The following is a 15931-nucleotide window of genomic DNA, read 5'->3' on the forward strand; positions in this document are numbered from 1 at the left end:
GTTCGAGATTCGTTACCAAAACTTAAGTGTATAAAAGGTGCTGCTGGGGAGGGCCAGTCAGCACCCGTACGTATCAATCAATTTATTTTATGACTGATTTATTTCGCTTTCAGATAGAAATTCTTAACGTAGTAATAGTCCAGCGCATTGTGCATTGGATAACCACCAACATAAGGTTTCACCAAACGCGCGTTCACATATGAGTAAACAGGCGCAACTGGCGCATCTTTTGCGATAACTTTTTCAGCTTCTGAATACAGTTTGTTACGAGCCGCATCATCAGCAGTATTCAACGCTTTATTCATGAGCTCATCGTATTTTGGATCACTGTAATCCGCGTTGTTCTGAGCATTACCGGTCATCAGCAATGTCATAAAGGTAGAAGCTTCGTTATAGTCACCACACCATGCATCACGTGCAACGGTAAAATTGTGGTTCTGACGAGTATCTAAGAATGTTTTCCATTCTTGGTTTTCTAACGTTACATTCACACCGAGTGCTTTCCACATCTGACCAACAGCCAGTGCAATTTTCTTATGGTTAGCACTTGTGTTGTACAAGATAGAAACATTCAGCGGTTTACCACCTTTACCATAGCCTGCTTCTTTCATCAGCTCTTTGGCTTTAGCTAAGCGCTGAGCTTGAGTCATTCCAGCATAGGCAAATGTTGGAGCATGGAAACCTTCAACAGAACCAGGTGTAAATCCGTATAAAGGTTCTTCACCTTTACCAGTTACAAATTTAGTGATGACATCACGGTTAATCGCATAAGAAAGAGCTTTACGAACGCGAACATCATTAAATGGTGGTTTTTTGTTGTTGAAGTCGTAGTAGTAGTTACACAGATAACCAGTCACTTTCAGATCTTTTGGATAATCTTTTTTCAAGTGTTTGAACTGTTCGTTCGGCACTTCATAAGTCATATCGATTTCACCCGCCATAAAGCGGTTCATCGCAGCGACCTGATCAGAAACAGGTAAGAAAGTAACCTGATTAATAACAGTGTCTTTATTATCCCAGTATTGGTCGTTACGAGTCATCACAATACGACCGTTCACAATCCATTTACTGAGTGTATAAGCACCGTTTGAAACCATATGCTCTGGCTGAGTCCATTTATCGCCCCATTTTTCAATCGCAGGTGGATAAACAGGAAAAACGGATGAGTTAGCCATCATTTTTACAAAATATGGCACAGAGTGAGCCAGAGTTACCTGCAGAGTATGATCATCTAATGCTTTCACACCCAAAGTTTTCGGGTCTTTTTTACCATTAACGATGTCATCAACGTTCAGAATACTCGTTAACTGTAAATAGTATGCATAAGGAGATGCAGTTTTAGGTGCAACCAAACGACGCCATGCAAACACAAAATCCTGAGCCGTTACAGGTTTGCCATTTGACCATTTAGCATCATCGCGCAGGTAGAAGGTAAAGACTTTATTGTCTTTATTATCCCAGCTTTTAGCAACGCCAGGGACAGTTTTACCGTTGCCATCCTGACTAACAAGACCTTCAAACAATTGCTGGGCAATGTGTTGTCCTGGTACACCTTGAATTAATTGAGGATCTAATGATCCTGGTTCAGAGCCATTGTTAATAACCATGACCTGTTTTTTTGCAAGCTTGGTTCCGGCTGGAACTGTCGCTGCATATGCTGTGGTTGCGCTTAACATCGCTGAAACCACGAGCGTGCTAAGAATTTTCTTATTTAGATTCATTCAAACAAATCTCCATTTTATAAGGGCATCCCAAACGGAAAAATAGTGCTAAAAGAGTCACTTTGTGAACGGTTATTATTTCTAATTAAATCATCACTAAACAGATAATTATCCTGTTCGATAGACAATCAACCACGGATTGTACATCTCTAAACCAACTTGGACAAACAATTATTCGTTAATGTGACGCCCGAAAAAATTTAAGTGCCATATAAAATCAATTTTTCAGAATAGTTATGTTGATTTACATCATCAGTATCCAACAACTGACGTAAAAAACGGCACATATCCTACAGATAAAGAACCTCTTGGCAAGCGGCAATCAACATAGCGACAAAGTCTATATATTGAACAGGACTAGCTACACTTAAGTGAATACAAAGTATGATCAGTTATCTTGTAAGTTTGCAACAAAATAAAATATTAAATGAGATTATTTTACGTTACTTAACCTAAATGCCGCCTATTTACTGGCTTTAAAGAGTAATTTTGATCTCATTTTCAAATTTCATTTGTAACTAAACAACAACTGATCCAAGTCAAGTTTTGTTACCTAGAGTATTCATATACTGTGCATCGAAGGCTGGTTAGCAAGGATGCTCTGGCGGCGAAAATGTGGATGTTTTGGGGTATGCAAACATCACGGCTCATACGGCCCTTGCTAAACAGCTTTCTATACTTAAGGAGAGATTTATGACTGTCACCAATGTTACTGAACTTGATGCTTTAGTCGCGAGAGTTAAAAAAGCTCAAGCGATTTACGCGACCTACAGCCAGGAACAAGTTGACAAAATTTTCCGTGCTGCCGCATTAGCAGCGGCTGATGAACGCATTCCATTAGCACAAATGGCTGCAGCTGAATCAGGCATGGGGATCGTTGAAGATAAAGTGATAAAAAACCACTTTGCTTCTGAATATATCTATAACAAATATAAAGACGATCAAACTTGCGGTATTTTAGAAGAAGACGAAGAGATGGGTACGATTACCATCGCTGAGCCAATTGGTATATTGTGTGGGATTGTCCCAACCACTAACCCAACTTCTACTGCTATTTTCAAAGCTTTGATTAGTTTGAAAACTCGTAACGGGATTATTTTCTCCCCTCACCCACGAGCTAAAAAATCAACTAATAAAGCAGCTCAAATCGTACTTGAAGCAGCGGTTGCAGCAGGTGCACCAAAAGATATCGTTGGTTGGATTGATGAACCAACACTGGAATTATCCAACGCGTTAATGCACCACAAAGACATTAACTTGATTCTGGCAACTGGTGGTCCAGGCATGGTTAAAGCTGCCTACTCATCAGGTAAACCTGCAATTGGTGTAGGTGCTGGGAATACTCCGGTGGTTATCGATGAAACAGCAGATATTAAACGTGCAGTTTCTTCAATCTTAATGTCTAAAACATTTGATAACGGGGTTGTCTGTGCATCAGAACAAGCCGTAATTATCGTTCAAGACGTTTACGATGCAGTTAAAGAACGTTTCTCAAACTATGGCGGTTACATTCTCTCTAAAGAAGAAGCCGACAAAGTTCGCAAAGTGCTGATGATTAATGGCGCTCTGAATGCCAAAATCGTAGGCCAACCAGCCGTTAAAATTGCCGAAATGGCCGGTGTTAGCGTTCCAGCTTGGACGAAAGTATTGATTGGCGAAGGCGTTCATGTTGATGCCAATGATGAGTTTGCCCATGAAAAACTCTCTCCAACTTTAGGAATGTTCGTTGCTAAAGACTTTAAACATGCAGTAGAACAAGCCGAAGAGATGGTTAACATTGGTGGGATTGGTCATACTTCTGCTTTATATACCGACCAGGATTTAAATAAAGATCGCATCAATTACTTCGGCGATAAAATGAAAACCGCCCGTATTTTGATTAACACTCCAACCTCTCAAGGTGGGATTGGCGACCTTTATAACTTTGCACTGGCACCATCACTGACCTTAGGTTGTGGTTCATGGGGTGGTAACTCCATTTCTGAAAACGTTGGTCCAAAACACTTGATCAACAAAAAAACAGTCGCAAAACGGGCAGAAAACATGTTATGGCATAAACTTCCACAATCTATCTACTTCCGTCGCGGCTGCTTACCAGAAGCTATGGAAGATTTGGTTGGCAAAAAACGCGCCTGTGTGGTCACTGACCGTTTCTTGTTTAACAACGGTTATGCAGACGAACTGATTGAAATTCTGCACGAAAAAGGCATGGAAACTGAAGTTTTCTATGAAGTAGAAGCTGACCCAACTTTGAGTATCGTACGCAAAGGGGCAGACCTGCTTAACCAGTTTAAACCAGATGTTATTTTGGCTCTCGGTGGCGGTTCTCCAATGGACGCGGCTAAAATCATGTGGGTTATGTACGAACATCCAGAAGTTCATTTCGAAGAGTTGGCTCTTCGTTTCATGGATATTCGTAAACGTATTTACAAATTCCCTAAAATGGGTGCAAAAGCAACGATGGTTGCCATTACCACCACTTCAGGGACTGGTTCAGAAGTGACTCCATTTGCCGTTGTAACTGATGACCATACTGGTAAAAAATACCCACTGGCGGATTATCAATTAACTCCTAACATGGCGGTTATTGATGCAAACCTAGTGATGAATATGCCTAAATCGCTGACCGCATTCGGTGGTTACGATGCAGTCACTCACGCGATGGAAGCCTATGTTTCAATCATGGCAAACGAGTTTTCTGATGGACAAGCACTGCAAGCATTGACTCTGTTAAAAGAATATCTGCCAAGTGCTTATCACAACGGAGCAAAAGACCCAATCGCTCGTGAAAAAGTACATAATGGTGCCACAATTGCCGGTATTGCATTTGCTCAAGCGTTCTTGGGAATTTGTCACTCAATGGCACATAAATTAGGTGCAATGTTCCATGTTCCTCACGGTTTAGCAAACGCGCTATTGCTGACTAACGTGATTCGTTACAACGCAACTAACCTGCCAACCAAACAGGCAGCATTTTCTCAGTATGACCGTCCAAAAGCTCGGGCTCGTTATGCTGAAATTGCTGAACACCTTGGTTTCCGCGAAGGCCGTACTCAGGACAAAATCAATGCTCTGTTGGATTGGTTAGAAGCATTGAAAGTCGAATTAGATATTCCAACCTCTATTCAAGCTGCTGGGATTTCTGAAGCTGATTTCATGTCAAAAATTGATCAGCTTGCTGTCGAAGCGTTTGACGACCAATGTACTGGTGCGAACCCTCGTTACCCATTAATTAGTGAACTGAAACAGATTCTTATCGATTCATTCTACGGTAACTACTACGTAGAAACATACGAACGCGAAGAAGAACAAGAACCAGTTGTTGAAAAAAAAGCGACTAAATCTGCCAGTCGCGCAAAAAAAGAAGTAGCTGCTAAATAACCTACCTAGTTAGCTACTTGTAGTTCATAGCCCCGCTTAGGCGGGGCTATTTTGTTTTGGGGTAAGCTTTGGCATACTGATGCCATGATTAAAAACAGATGTAACGCTATGCTCAAACCAGTTCTTACCATCGCAACAGTTCTCACCATTGCAGCTGCCAATACCGCTCAAGCACAAACCTGGCAACCTGTAAAACCCTTTAAAGCTGACTACAAGGCCTACTTTAAAAATGCTGCAATTGGTCATGGTAGCCGCGCATTAGAAAAACAAGCTAATGGTACTTATAAAGCAACCAGTACCGCCAAAGTCCTTGGTGGCGCAGGCATGAGCTACGATGACAAAAGCTACTTCAGCTACCAAAATCAAAGAATTGTGACAGAAAAGTTCAGCCGCCATAAACGAGTGTTCTTAGGTTCTACCGATATCACGGGTAAAGCTGACGGCAAGGGCGGGTTGATTGTCAAAAGCGATGATAAAACCAAACATTTCCCAGCAGGAAGTTGGGGTAATACTCTAGATGCCACCGCATTTCAGATCCAATTTCAAGATGATGTTAAATCCGGGCAAACCAACTTTCACTACCACTATGTGGAAGGGGATAAAACCAAAGATTACAAATTTAAAATTGATGGTCAGGAAACCCTAAAAGTGCCTGCGGGTAGCTTCAAAACCATTCGTCTTAAACGTATCCAACATGGTGACCGTCAAACTTACATGTGGCTGGCGCCCAAACTTGATTACCAATTGATTAAATTACAAGTGCTACGCAAAGGTAAACAGTGGAGCGCAATGGAACTAACGGACTTTAAGTTTCAATAGAATACAGAAGGCAGCTTCTGCTGCCCCTTTTTATACATATCGATTAATCGATGAAAGCTTTTACACCGGTCATAATCATCTGCGCGGCAATCGCAGACAAAATCAGTCCACTAATTTTAGTCATCACCGAAATTCCCTGTTTGGTCACTAGCCGCTCAACCGTTGAACTGATATACAAAATGAACCCGACCAATAACATCGCGGCTGTAATTCCAGTGAGGTCGGCAATTCGGGTTCCGATAGAATGAGCTTCAGCAGCCATCACCACAATCGCCCCGAGAATCGCCGGGCCGACAATAACTGGTGTCGTTAATGGCACAATCATCACATCACTTGGCGTGACATCAGCACTCACTTTAGAAGCACTATCACCACCGGTGGAAAGTTGAATGGCCGTCAGTAATAAAATGACGCCCGTGCCAATACGAAATGAGTGAATATTTATGCCAAATAGCGAAAAGATAAAATCCCCGCCCAGATAAACAATCACGCTCATACAAATGCTGGCAATCATGACTTTAATCGCTAATTTGCGTCGTACGCTATCTTCCCAGCGCCGCGTAATCGCAATGTAGGTTGACAGTACAAAAAACGGGGCACACATGAAGAAGAACTTCACGCAAACATTAATAATGTAAATCAACATAATGAACCAATCTAGGGGGGAGCAAAGTGGCTGCGATTATAAGCTCGCAACACCTAAGTCCCAATCTGAAAATTCTAATCATCTCGGATTACTTAAGATAATAATACAATTTAACTTTTGCCAGTATCGCGCGTAGATGAATGCGATACGTTAGTGGTATAGTCGAAAGATAATTATAATAGTAGTTGAATTACCATGACCGATATATCACGTATTCTTTTAACTGGCTGTTCAAGTGGAATCGGTTACCACTGTGCAAAACGCTTATCTGAGCTTGGCTACCGCGTTGTAGCAAGCTGTCGAAAACACAGTGATGTGGCCCGCCTGAATGAGCAAAATATACCTACGGTCCATCTAGATTTATCGGATAGCAGTTTAATCGAACAAGGCTTTAAAGATGCTTTAGCGCTATTAGATGGTCGAATCGATGCTCTTTTTAATAACGGGGCATATGGCCAAACAGGTGCGCTAGAAGATCTTAAAACTTGCGATCTCAAAGCCCAATTTGAAAGTAACTTCTTTGGTTGGCACCATTTAACTCAACTGGTATTAAAAAAGATGCTCGCACAAGGATATGGCCGCATTATTCAAAACAGCTCGGTCTTAGGCTTGGCTGCATTGCGTTTTCGTGGCGCATATAGTGCGTCTAAATTTGCTCTGGAAGGTTATACCGATACCTTGCGTTTAGAACTTGCTGATACACCCATAAAAATATCATTGATAGAAACAGGCCCCATCAACAGCCAATTTCGCCATAATGCTAAAACCGTCTTTTTAAATACCATCGATTGGCAATCTTCACGCCATCGGGACAGCTATCAAGCAACATTAAAACGCCTTGATAGCGACAAACCACTCAATCCTTATACATTAGAGCCAGAAGCTGTCATGCAAGCACTACTTAAGGCGCTGACTCAACCCTTGCCAAAACCACGTTATTACGTGACTCGAGCGAGTAAATTTACGGGCATTGCACGGCGAATTTTGCCCACGCGTTGGCTGGATAAAGTTTTGTTAAAAGGAGGCGTGTGATGAAGGCAAACCATTATCGGCGTTGGCTCACCTTATTTTTACTTTGCCTGCCTTTAGTTGCTCAAGCAAAGCCTGCACTTTGGCAAGCGCAGCGTAACAATCAAACGCTTTATTTATTTGGTTCGATTCATGTAGGAACCAATAAACTCTACCCATTGCCGAAAAAAACGCTCGAAGCATTTGGCGAAAGTCGCCAATTATGGGTTGAAGTCGATACACGCCACATATCTGATAGTACTCGAGCTAAAATTCAGGAGCTGATTCACCTCAAAGCAGGTCAAAAGCTTGATCAAATTATCCCCGCCTCGTTGTATCAAAGCCTCAAAACCAAGGCGCAGCAGCTACATTTATCAATGCCGCAATTGGAAACGATAACGCCATGGTATATCAGTATCATCTTAAATCAGCAGTTTTATCAGCAGCTTGGCTATGACAGCTCATTAGGTATCGACCAGTACTTTTTATCTCTTGCGAGTAAAGCGCAAAAACCAGTCCGCTCACTGGAAACAGTAACAGCACAATTTCAAGCATTAGCTAAACTAAAAAAAGATCAGATAGAGCTGTTGCGCGAAAGTTTAAATACCAACGATGCCATGAAAAAAACACTTGATGAAATCGTCAGTGCGTGGCGAAGTGGCAAAGAAGAACAATTAACCAAACTGCTAGCCAATGATCAATCGAGCAGCAACAAAGATTTCTCTAACAACATACTAAAACAACGTAATCGACAGTGGCTAAGAAAGCTCACCCAAATAAAAGCACCGGGGAAACAATTTATTGTAGTTGGAGCTTTACATCTTAGTGGTCCAGACGGGCTGGTACAGCTATTAGAAAAAGCGGGGTATCACGTTAAAAAAATAAGTTAACTCATTCAAATATAAATTCCTGATGAAAGATAAATCATGGGATTAGACGTAACAAATCTATACTTAAAAATTATCATTTAACTGACCATTAAATGAGTTGCATGTCACCGAAGCGATTGCAGGAGGTTGCTATGACAGACGAATTAGACCTGTTTAGACAACAACTACAAGGTGTTGCCCCCATCAAACAAGACCGCCATCTATCCCACCCCAGTCCAACTCAGCCAAGTGATGCTCAGCTGGCAAGACGAGCGTCAGCGTGCGCGCAGTTAGATGAGATAGAAGATGGGTTATCTGACACCCTCCCAGCGCAGCTTAAACCAGATGACCTGATTAGTTATAAAAAATCAGGGATTCAAGAGGGTGTATTTAAAAAACTACGCTTAGGCAAATATCCAATAGGTGACCGTATCGACCTGCATCAACTTCGCCTTGAGCAAGCTCGGATACAAATTTTAAGATTTATTCACCAAAGTCAGCTTAATGGCCATCGATGTGTCTTGATCATTCATGGCAAAGGAGCAAAATCAAATCCGCCGGCACGAATGAAAAGTTACGTTTGTCATTGGCTGCCTCAGCTCGAAGATGTTTTAGCAGTCCATACTGCTCAACCAATGCACGGCGGCTATGGCGCTATTTATGTGCTTCTGCGCAAAAGTCTTGAAAGAAAAATAGATAACCAGGAACGGCACGCTCGCCACCTAGGTTAATTATCCCAGCTATTTAGATAATAAGGGAGAGGCAATTATGGCCGGGCCTTTTTACCAAAAACTTACGGATCATTTTAAAAGTATTTACCATCTGCAACACTTACAAGCCATTGTCGGATGGGATCAGGCAACGCAAATGCCAACAGGAGGAAATGAAGCTCGCAGCGATGCATTGTCGGAGTTAGCTATCACTATTCATCAAGCCTATAACTTATCAAGCCTCGAAGAATGGTTTGAGCGCGCTGAAGATGAATCTCTTGATACAACCCAGCATCAATCATTAAGAGAAATGCGTCGCCAATGGCAACAGGCAACCATGCTACCAGCGGAACTGGTTAAAGCGAAAAGCATTGCCGGGAGTCGCTGTGAACATGCATGGCGAGAACAGCGTCGAAATAATGATTGGCAAGGGTTTAAACCACTGCTTAAAGAAGTCGTAACATTAAGCCGGGAAGAGGCAAAGATCCGCTCTTCAATCACGGGTATGGCGCCTTATGACACACTAATCGATCAATATGAACCAGATATGACCCAGCAACGTCTGGATCAACTATTTTTACCAATGAATCAGTGGCTACCTGATCTCATTCGTGAAGTTCAGCAACATCAGCAAGGTTGGCAACGACTAAAATCAGGAAACTACGATAGCGCAGCACAAAAACGAGTTGGGCTAAAAATCATGGAATATCTGGGATTTGATTTTAACCATGGTCGGCTTGATGTCAGTGCTCATCCTTTCTGTGGTGGTGTAGCTGAAGACGTACGAATTACCACCCGCTACGAAAGCGAAGATTTTTCACGCAGTTTAATGGGAATTATCCACGAGACTGGGCATGCCCGCTATGAACAAAATTTACCACAGCAATGGCGAGGACTACCCGTTGGTCAAGCGCGTTCGATGGGGATCCATGAGAGCCAAAGCTTATTCTTTGAAATGCAATTAGCCAAACAGCAGTCATTTTTGCAAAAAATACTACCTTGGTTACAAGAAGAACTTAAACCAGATCTCAGCTTTAGCGAACTTAACCAACACTATTTAAAAGTAGAACCGAGTTATATTCGCATTGATGCAGATGAAGTCACCTATCCGGCTCATATTCTACTTCGCTATCAGATTGAGCGAGACTTAATCAGTGGCGTGATTGAGGTAGATGATATTCCCCAAATGTGGGATGAGCTGATGCAGAAATACTTAGGGCTTTCTACGGCTGGAAACTATCGTGATGGTTGTATGCAAGACATTCACTGGACAGACGGCAGTTTCGGTTATTTTCCGAGCTATACACTTGGAGCGATGTATGCTGCACAATTCTTTGCAGTAATGACTCAGCAATTGCCTAATATTACGCATGCACTGGCAGATGGTGATATTAACCCTGCTTTAGCTTGGCTGAATGAACATATCTGGCAACAAGGAAGCTTACATTCTACTGACAAGCTCATCAGTGCAGCCACTGGCGCGATTTTAAATCCGGAATATTTCCATCAACATCTACGTCAGCGATACTTAAACTAATTATTAAAGCCAAACGGCAGCTAAGGCTGCCGTTATACGCATTACTTTTATTAATTCGATTCACTCTGGCGATCTAACAATTGGGTCCACCAGCGAGTTGTTTCAACATAACACGCTCTATAGCTATCTCCAGCGCCACTGCCACCACCGACTGTCATCGATTCATGCCAACGACAAAACCGTTCTCTGAACTGATGAAAACTACGTTTTGCAGCTCTAAAATTACGTTGTGCATTAATGTCGGCACTGGTCGTCATATCCAATGTTTGAGATTGATGATCCGCTTCTTTCTCTGCCTTGTCAGCCTCAGCACCCGCTTTGGAGAGAACCTTTTGTAAACAGCTCGCCAGTTCCGAGCGCGCGGCAACCTGTTGCCAACACTGCTCAAGCGCTTCATCACTTGTGGGTTGCTTAGCCGTATCACTCTTCGTTACCGTCTGAGTACTACACCCGCTAAGCAATCCAAAACAGACCAAACATGCGCTAATTAGCCCAGCTCCCTGTTTCATACGTTTTCCTATAGATGTTGTTAAATTAATTAGCCCTAGAAAGCCATGGGCAACTCAACACAAGAGCCTAACATTACTCGCCTTTGATAACAATTTGGCTTCTTTTCAGCTCTTGTTAACCTACCGTTATTTATAATAGTGGGCTGAGCAGATAAAAGAGGTTTTCAAGCAATCGTTCTTTTAATGGCCGACTTCGCCAATGATTTAAAACGATCTGGCTTGAACGTTCTCTATAGCTGTTTTGCAATGCAATAATTTGCTTGGCAAATTGCGTATCGTCCACCAGTAGTGTGACCTCAAAATTAAGCCAGAAACTGCGTCTATCAAGGTTCACAGTACCGATTAATACCATTTTTTTATCCACTAAAACGCTTTTGGTATGCAGCAATCCACCTTTAAATTGATGAATTTCAATTCCGGCATTCATCAGCTCTTCAATAAAGACTCGGCTGGCATATTTCACCATTTTAGAATCGTTCTGCTCAGGCAAAATAATATCAACTTTCACGCCGCGTTGAGCCACCGACTTTAAAGCGCCAGCTAAACTCTCTTCGGGGACAAAATAGGGCGTTGTTAGGCAGATACTCGAACGGGCATTATAAATCGCCTGCAACAATATTTGCGGGATCATATCATCGCTAAATTTTGGACCAGATGGAATTAACTGGCAGCGACTGCCCTGAGTTTGAGGTAGATACACCGTATCTACCGGTTGAAGTAACCGATCTCCGGTTTCGAGTTCCCAGTCCCAATTAAACGTAATCCACATGGAATCAACTGTCGGGCCTCGCAAGCGAGTCATCACATCAACCCACTGCCCCACCCCAGAATCTTGTTTAAAGTAACGTGGGTCAACCATATTCATCGAACCGGTGTAACCGATTTGGCGATCGATAACGACCATTTTACGATGCATACGTAAGTCTTGACGTTGGAACAATAACCGCAAGGTACCGACCGGTAAAACTTCGACGATATGAACACCGCCCTCGCGAAGCCGTTTGGCCCAGTCGCTGCGCATAAATTCTCGGCTGCCGACTGAATCAAGCAAAATACGGCACTCAACACCACGGGCAACCGCCGCTAATAAAGCTTCATTTACCTGCTCCACCATGCCGCCATTGGACCAGATATAAAACTCGAATAAACACTCCTCTTTAGCATGCTGAATATCTTCAATCAGTTGGCTAATAATTTGTGAAGTCTCATTAAGCAGTTCGATTCGGTTACCGCTTTGAAAAGGCATACCTGTTCGCACACGAACCAAACTGGCAATTGGGGCCGCCAGCGTTGATGCCTGGGTATCACTTTGATAAGTATTAGATTTTAACCAAGATTTATAGGGCCGATACATCAACCTACTCTGCTCGGCGCGGCGTCCACCTAACTTGAGCTCGCCGAACAACCCATAGAGAATAACGCCAGCTAAAGGAATGCCCATAATCAGAGCAAGCCAAGCCAGCGAGAAGCCAATCTCACGACGCCGCATGATGACACGAAACGCGACAGAGAAAATCAGTAGCGTATAAACAATAGCAACGACGCGAGAGAGCGTTGATTCAAGGGTCAAATGCCCCCACAAACTAGTTTCGCCCATGCACCCCTATACGATTGAACAAGTCCAATTGACTCCTATTAAACATCCCCAATGTCTTGATTATTACTCTATGATTAATAAATTCCAACTAGATTATATCAAGTGGCATTTTATGATTAGGGGGAATAAATGCTTGATCCAGCATCTGTAGCTGACTTTCACTAAGCTCAATTGAACCTGCTTTCGCGTTACGTTCAACATGAACCACATTTCCTGATTTCGGAATAGCTAACGTATTGTGATCGCGAATACTCCACGCTAACATAATCTGAAATGGGTCGGCATCATGCACATCTGCCACCTGGCGTAATGTATCGCTTGCCAGCACTTCCTCTCTAAGGCGTCCGGCCTGAGCCAATGGTGAATACGCCATTAAAGGAATCTGATTGGCGACTAAAAATGGCTTGAGATCAAACTCTATCCCGCGCGAGCCTAGGTGATACAAAACCTGATTAGCCTGACAGTTATCACCACCATCGCAAGCTAACAACTCTTTCATATCACAAACATCAAAGTTAGAGACTCCCCAACGTTTAATTACGCCATCAGAGCGCAATTGTTCAAGGTCCAGAACTGTTTGCTGCAATGGAATATTGCCACGCCAGTGTAATAGATAGAGGTCAAGATAATCAGTTTGTAGCCTCTGTAATGACTGCTCTAAACTTTGCTGTAATTCTGCTCCCGATGCATGATTGGGCAAGAATTTAGAAACCAAAAATACCGATTCCCGGCAATCAGCAATCGCCTCACCAACGAGCTGCTCAGAATTACCATCCCCATACATCTCTGCTGTATCAATGACAGTTAAGCCAAGCTCAACCCCTCGACGTAGTGCTTCAATTTCTTGATGACGTAAATGAGCTTCGTCACCCATCCACCAAGTTCCCTGACCTAAGGCGGGAATTTCGGTTCCATCTGGTAATTGGATGGTTCGTGATATAGACACAATAACCTCCTATTTATGGAGTCCGTTTTAACGAAGAACCACTAAAACAGACGCAATAAGTATGATTCATGGTAACCTTCTGGTATTAAATTGACAATTTTTTGACCAATAGATGCGATCTCTATCTCTTTGTTTTCATAAAAATAAGTAATGTCAGTTATAATCATAGTTGAATTTATAGCTCAAAACGCTACATTAACTCCCCTTAAGTACTAGCCCAGTGGAAACTATGCAAACCTGTTACTGTCACAGCACTCTGCCTTATGAGCAATGCTGTCAACGCTATCATCAAGGTGAAATTGCACCGACGCCAGCGGCTCTGATGCGCTCACGTTATAGCGCTTTCGTACTGGGATTAGGAGAGTACCTTTACCAAACACATCATCCTGACTATCGCCAAGGATTGACGATTGAGCAGTTAAGTCAGCAAGATGTGCAATGGATAAAGCTAAAGATAATTTTCCAAGCGATTTCTCCAGATGAGCAATTTGGAGTTGTTGAATTTAAAGCTTGGTATCAGGACATGGATACTCGTTTATGCATGCATGAACGCTCTGAATTTATCAAACAAGATCAGCGCTGGTTTTATACAACAGGACAGATGAATCCAAAAGCCATTGGCCGTAATGATTTGTGTCCTTGTAAAAGTGGCAAGAAGTTCAAGCAATGTTGTCTCAACCGCAAGACAAGCTAATGAGTACACACTAAAACAATTTATAACCGAGAGCACTATGCAACATAAAATTCTGTTAACTGACTGCCCGGATGAAAAAGGACTGATCGCGCGCATTACCGGTCTTTGCTCCCAACATCATCTGAACATTATCAAAAACAATGAATTTGTCGATGATGGCCACAACCGGTTTTTCATGCGCACCGAACTTGCCGGAGAGTTTGACGAGATTGCTTTTGAAAACGAGCTAACAACTCACCTGCCCTCTGGTGGACAGTATCGTTTGGTTGATAACGGTCGTAAACGCATCGTAATCCTCGTAACCAAAGAAGCGCATTGCCTAGGTGATATTTTAATGAAGTCGGCCTATGGTGATTTGAATGTTGAAATTGCTGCGGTTATTGGCAACTACGATGTATTGCAAAATCTAACTGAAAAATTTTCAATTCCCTTTCATCTTATTAGCCATGAAGGGCTCTCTCGCAGTGAACACGAAAAACTCATTCAAGAACAGATTGCTCAATATGAACCGGATTATGTAGTGCTGGCAAAATACATGCGGATCTTAACACCAGAGCTAGTCGCCGCTTACCCGCACCGAATCATCAATATTCACCATTCTTTTTTACCGGCATTTATTGGTGCGCGCCCTTATCAACAAGCCTTTGATCGAGGAGTAAAAATGATTGGTGCAACCGCGCACTTTGTCACCAACAACTTAGATGAAGGGCCAATTATCGAACAGGATGTGATCCATACCGACCATACCTACAGCGCCGAACGGATGGCCAGTGCTGGGCGCGATGTTGAAAAATATGTACTGAGTCGCGCCCTTCGATTTGTGACTGAAGAACGCGTATTCGTTACGGGCAATCGCACCGTAGTCTTTCGTTAATAGTTAAGATGATGCCGTAGCGAGCGTCAGTGGTTTAGAGTAATCAAAACCTTCTAAGACATTGACCATCGCTGCGGGTTTTATCTGTTCTGGCTCATCTTGCTCCTCCCCATCCTGGTCACTTTGATAACTCTGACGATATTTAAGCTGCGCTAACAACGACAAGTTGTTTATTACATCAAGATCTAGATGGGGTTTCTCAAAGCAAAATGGAGGCTGTTTTAGCGCTTTGTCTAAATGAAGCGCAGCAAGCGAGCCATCTTGAACATAATCTTTGCGCTTAATCTCCGATGACCAATCATCTTCACTCGCATATAGTGGTTGGCCGCTATCAAGTTGAAAATAAGAGCGCCAATTAATCTGCGTTTTTGCTGGGGACTCGCTCACAAAATCAAACTGTGGCTGATCACAAACATCTGGGCTCAAAAGGCTCAGCCACAAACTAAAGGTTGCCTGATGTCCAGATTCAATACAATGATTTAAGCAACTACCCAGTTGCAGTTCGTCGCAATAAACTGACTGACGAATAGAATTGGCAAGCATAGCGCCTCACAACAAATTAGAGTCTGTTGTTGTTAGCGGCTAACGTATTGAAAACTTCAGCTCACTTGACTAAAAAC

General features: G+C 42.7%; 14 protein-coding genes. 8 read left to right on the forward strand and 6 right to left on the reverse strand.

Translation table 11 applies throughout. The features are described from left to right. Positions 1 to 98: 98 nt before the first annotated feature. The gene (locus ABTQ23_RS09385) at positions 99 to 1721 is read right to left on the reverse strand and encodes an ABC transporter substrate-binding protein (RefSeq protein ID WP_408615447.1); all 1623 of its coding nucleotides are present in this window, start codon (positions 1719 to 1721) and stop codon (positions 99 to 101) included. 693 nt (positions 1722 to 2414) lie between these two features. On the opposite strand from ABTQ23_RS09385, the gene adhE reads away from it, so the two are divergent. Together adhE and ABTQ23_RS09395 are read left to right on the forward strand one after the other, a co-directional pair. After that, positions 2415 to 5102, forward strand: a complete 2688-nt coding sequence (gene adhE / locus ABTQ23_RS09390; protein WP_408615448.1) for a bifunctional acetaldehyde-CoA/alcohol dehydrogenase — start codon at positions 2415 to 2417, stop codon at positions 5100 to 5102. A 108-nt stretch (positions 5103 to 5210) separates the two neighbouring features. Then, positions 5211 to 5921, forward strand: coding sequence for a DUF3108 domain-containing protein (locus ABTQ23_RS09395; protein WP_408615449.1), 711 nt, complete (start codon positions 5211 to 5213; stop codon positions 5919 to 5921). Positions 5922 to 5964: 43 nt separating this feature from the next. Here ABTQ23_RS09395 and ABTQ23_RS09400 read toward each other — a convergent pair whose 3' ends face one another. Further along, on the reverse strand, positions 5965 to 6567 hold the full coding sequence (locus ABTQ23_RS09400) for a MarC family protein (protein WP_408615450.1): 603 nt from the start codon (positions 6565 to 6567) through the stop codon (positions 5965 to 5967). A gap of 195 nt (positions 6568 to 6762) precedes the next feature. Here ABTQ23_RS09400 and ABTQ23_RS09405 point away from each other — a divergent pair, with 195 nt between their 5' ends. From ABTQ23_RS09405 to ABTQ23_RS09420, 4 genes are all read left to right on the forward strand, one after another. Then, positions 6763 to 7599, forward strand: a complete 837-nt coding sequence (locus ABTQ23_RS09405; protein WP_408615451.1) for an SDR family NAD(P)-dependent oxidoreductase — start codon at positions 6763 to 6765, stop codon at positions 7597 to 7599. Next, positions 7599 to 8465, forward strand: a complete 867-nt coding sequence (locus tag ABTQ23_RS09410; protein WP_408615452.1) for a TraB/GumN family protein — start codon at positions 7599 to 7601, stop codon at positions 8463 to 8465. The genes ABTQ23_RS09405 and ABTQ23_RS09410 overlap by 1 nt, the downstream gene beginning before the upstream one ends. Positions 8466 to 8596: 131 nt before the next feature. Further along, positions 8597 to 9175 (forward strand): DNA endonuclease SmrA, encoded by a 579-nt coding sequence (smrA, locus tag ABTQ23_RS09415; protein ID WP_408615453.1) that lies wholly within the window; start codon positions 8597 to 8599, stop codon positions 9173 to 9175. A 37-nt stretch (positions 9176 to 9212) separates the two neighbouring features. Next, positions 9213 to 10691: a carboxypeptidase M32 gene (locus ABTQ23_RS09420; protein ID WP_408615454.1), complete on the forward strand. Its 1479-nt coding sequence runs from the start codon at positions 9213 to 9215 to the stop codon at positions 10689 to 10691. Positions 10692 to 10741: 50 nt separating this feature from the next. Here ABTQ23_RS09420 and ABTQ23_RS09425 read toward each other — a convergent pair whose 3' ends face one another. The 3 genes from ABTQ23_RS09425 to ABTQ23_RS09435 form a co-directional block, all read right to left on the reverse strand. Beyond that, on the reverse strand, positions 10742 to 11200 hold the full coding sequence (locus ABTQ23_RS09425; RefSeq protein WP_408615455.1) for a lysozyme inhibitor LprI family protein: 459 nt from the start codon (positions 11198 to 11200) through the stop codon (positions 10742 to 10744). A 130-nt stretch (positions 11201 to 11330) separates the two neighbouring features. Beyond that, complete coding sequence (cls, locus tag ABTQ23_RS09430; protein WP_408615456.1) at positions 11331 to 12797, reverse strand: cardiolipin synthase; 1467 nt, start codon at positions 12795 to 12797, stop codon at positions 11331 to 11333. An 88-nt stretch (positions 12798 to 12885) separates the two neighbouring features. Continuing rightward, positions 12886 to 13743 carry an aldo/keto reductase gene (locus ABTQ23_RS09435; RefSeq protein ID WP_408615457.1) on the reverse strand — a complete coding sequence of 286 codons (858 nt, stop codon included), beginning with the start codon at positions 13741 to 13743 and terminating at the stop codon, positions 12886 to 12888. Between the two features lie 229 nt (positions 13744 to 13972). Between ABTQ23_RS09435 and ABTQ23_RS09440 the strand changes: the two genes are divergently transcribed. Both ABTQ23_RS09440 and purU read left to right on the forward strand, forming a co-directional pair. Then, positions 13973 to 14437 (forward strand): YchJ family protein, encoded by a 465-nt coding sequence (locus tag ABTQ23_RS09440; RefSeq protein WP_408615458.1) that lies wholly within the window; start codon positions 13973 to 13975, stop codon positions 14435 to 14437. 37 nt (positions 14438 to 14474) lie between these two features. Continuing rightward, positions 14475 to 15311, forward strand: a complete 837-nt coding sequence (gene purU, locus ABTQ23_RS09445) for a formyltetrahydrofolate deformylase (protein WP_408615459.1) — start codon at positions 14475 to 14477, stop codon at positions 15309 to 15311. A 3-nt stretch (positions 15312 to 15314) separates the two neighbouring features. Here purU and ABTQ23_RS09450 read toward each other — a convergent pair whose 3' ends face one another. Continuing rightward, the gene (locus ABTQ23_RS09450) at positions 15315 to 15854 is read right to left on the reverse strand and encodes a VC2046/SO_2500 family protein (protein ID WP_408615461.1); all 540 of its coding nucleotides are present in this window, start codon (positions 15852 to 15854) and stop codon (positions 15315 to 15317) included. Positions 15855 to 15931: the final 77 nt, after the last annotated feature.

It is taken from the genome of Celerinatantimonas sediminis, from assembly GCF_046054195.1.
Lineage (GTDB): Bacteria > Pseudomonadota > Gammaproteobacteria > Enterobacterales > Celerinatantimonadaceae > Celerinatantimonas.

What these genes read in the sequence shown, in the direction of transcription:
- ABTQ23_RS09395 (WP_408615449.1), top strand. Translation starts at nt 5,211, where the DNA reads ATGCTCAAACCAGTTCTTACCATCGCAACAGTTCTCACCATTGCAGCT.
- smrA (WP_408615453.1), top strand. Translation starts at nt 8,597, where the DNA reads ATGACAGACGAATTAGACCTGTTTAGACAACAACTACAAGGTGTTGCC.
- ABTQ23_RS09400 (WP_408615450.1), bottom strand. Translation starts at nt 6,567, where the DNA reads ATGTTGATTTACATTATTAATGTTTGCGTGAAGTTCTTCTTCATGTGT.
- ABTQ23_RS09405 (WP_408615451.1), top strand. Translation starts at nt 6,763, where the DNA reads ATGACCGATATATCACGTATTCTTTTAACTGGCTGTTCAAGTGGAATC.
- purU (WP_408615459.1), top strand. Translation starts at nt 14,475, where the DNA reads ATGCAACATAAAATTCTGTTAACTGACTGCCCGGATGAAAAAGGACTG.
- cls (WP_408615456.1), bottom strand. Translation starts at nt 12,797, where the DNA reads ATGGGCGAAACTAGTTTGTGGGGGCATTTGACCCTTGAATCAACGCTC.
- ABTQ23_RS09450 (WP_408615461.1), bottom strand. Translation starts at nt 15,854, where the DNA reads ATGCTTGCCAATTCTATTCGTCAGTCAGTTTATTGCGACGAACTGCAA.
- ABTQ23_RS09420 (WP_408615454.1), top strand. Translation starts at nt 9,213, where the DNA reads ATGGCCGGGCCTTTTTACCAAAAACTTACGGATCATTTTAAAAGTATT.
- ABTQ23_RS09425 (WP_408615455.1), bottom strand. Translation starts at nt 11,200, where the DNA reads ATGAAACAGGGAGCTGGGCTAATTAGCGCATGTTTGGTCTGTTTTGGA.
- ABTQ23_RS09410 (WP_408615452.1), top strand. Translation starts at nt 7,599, where the DNA reads ATGAAGGCAAACCATTATCGGCGTTGGCTCACCTTATTTTTACTTTGC.
- ABTQ23_RS09440 (WP_408615458.1), top strand. Translation starts at nt 13,973, where the DNA reads ATGCAAACCTGTTACTGTCACAGCACTCTGCCTTATGAGCAATGCTGT.
- adhE (WP_408615448.1), top strand. Translation starts at nt 2,415, where the DNA reads ATGACTGTCACCAATGTTACTGAACTTGATGCTTTAGTCGCGAGAGTT.
- ABTQ23_RS09385 (WP_408615447.1), bottom strand. Translation starts at nt 1,721, where the DNA reads ATGAATCTAAATAAGAAAATTCTTAGCACGCTCGTGGTTTCAGCGATG.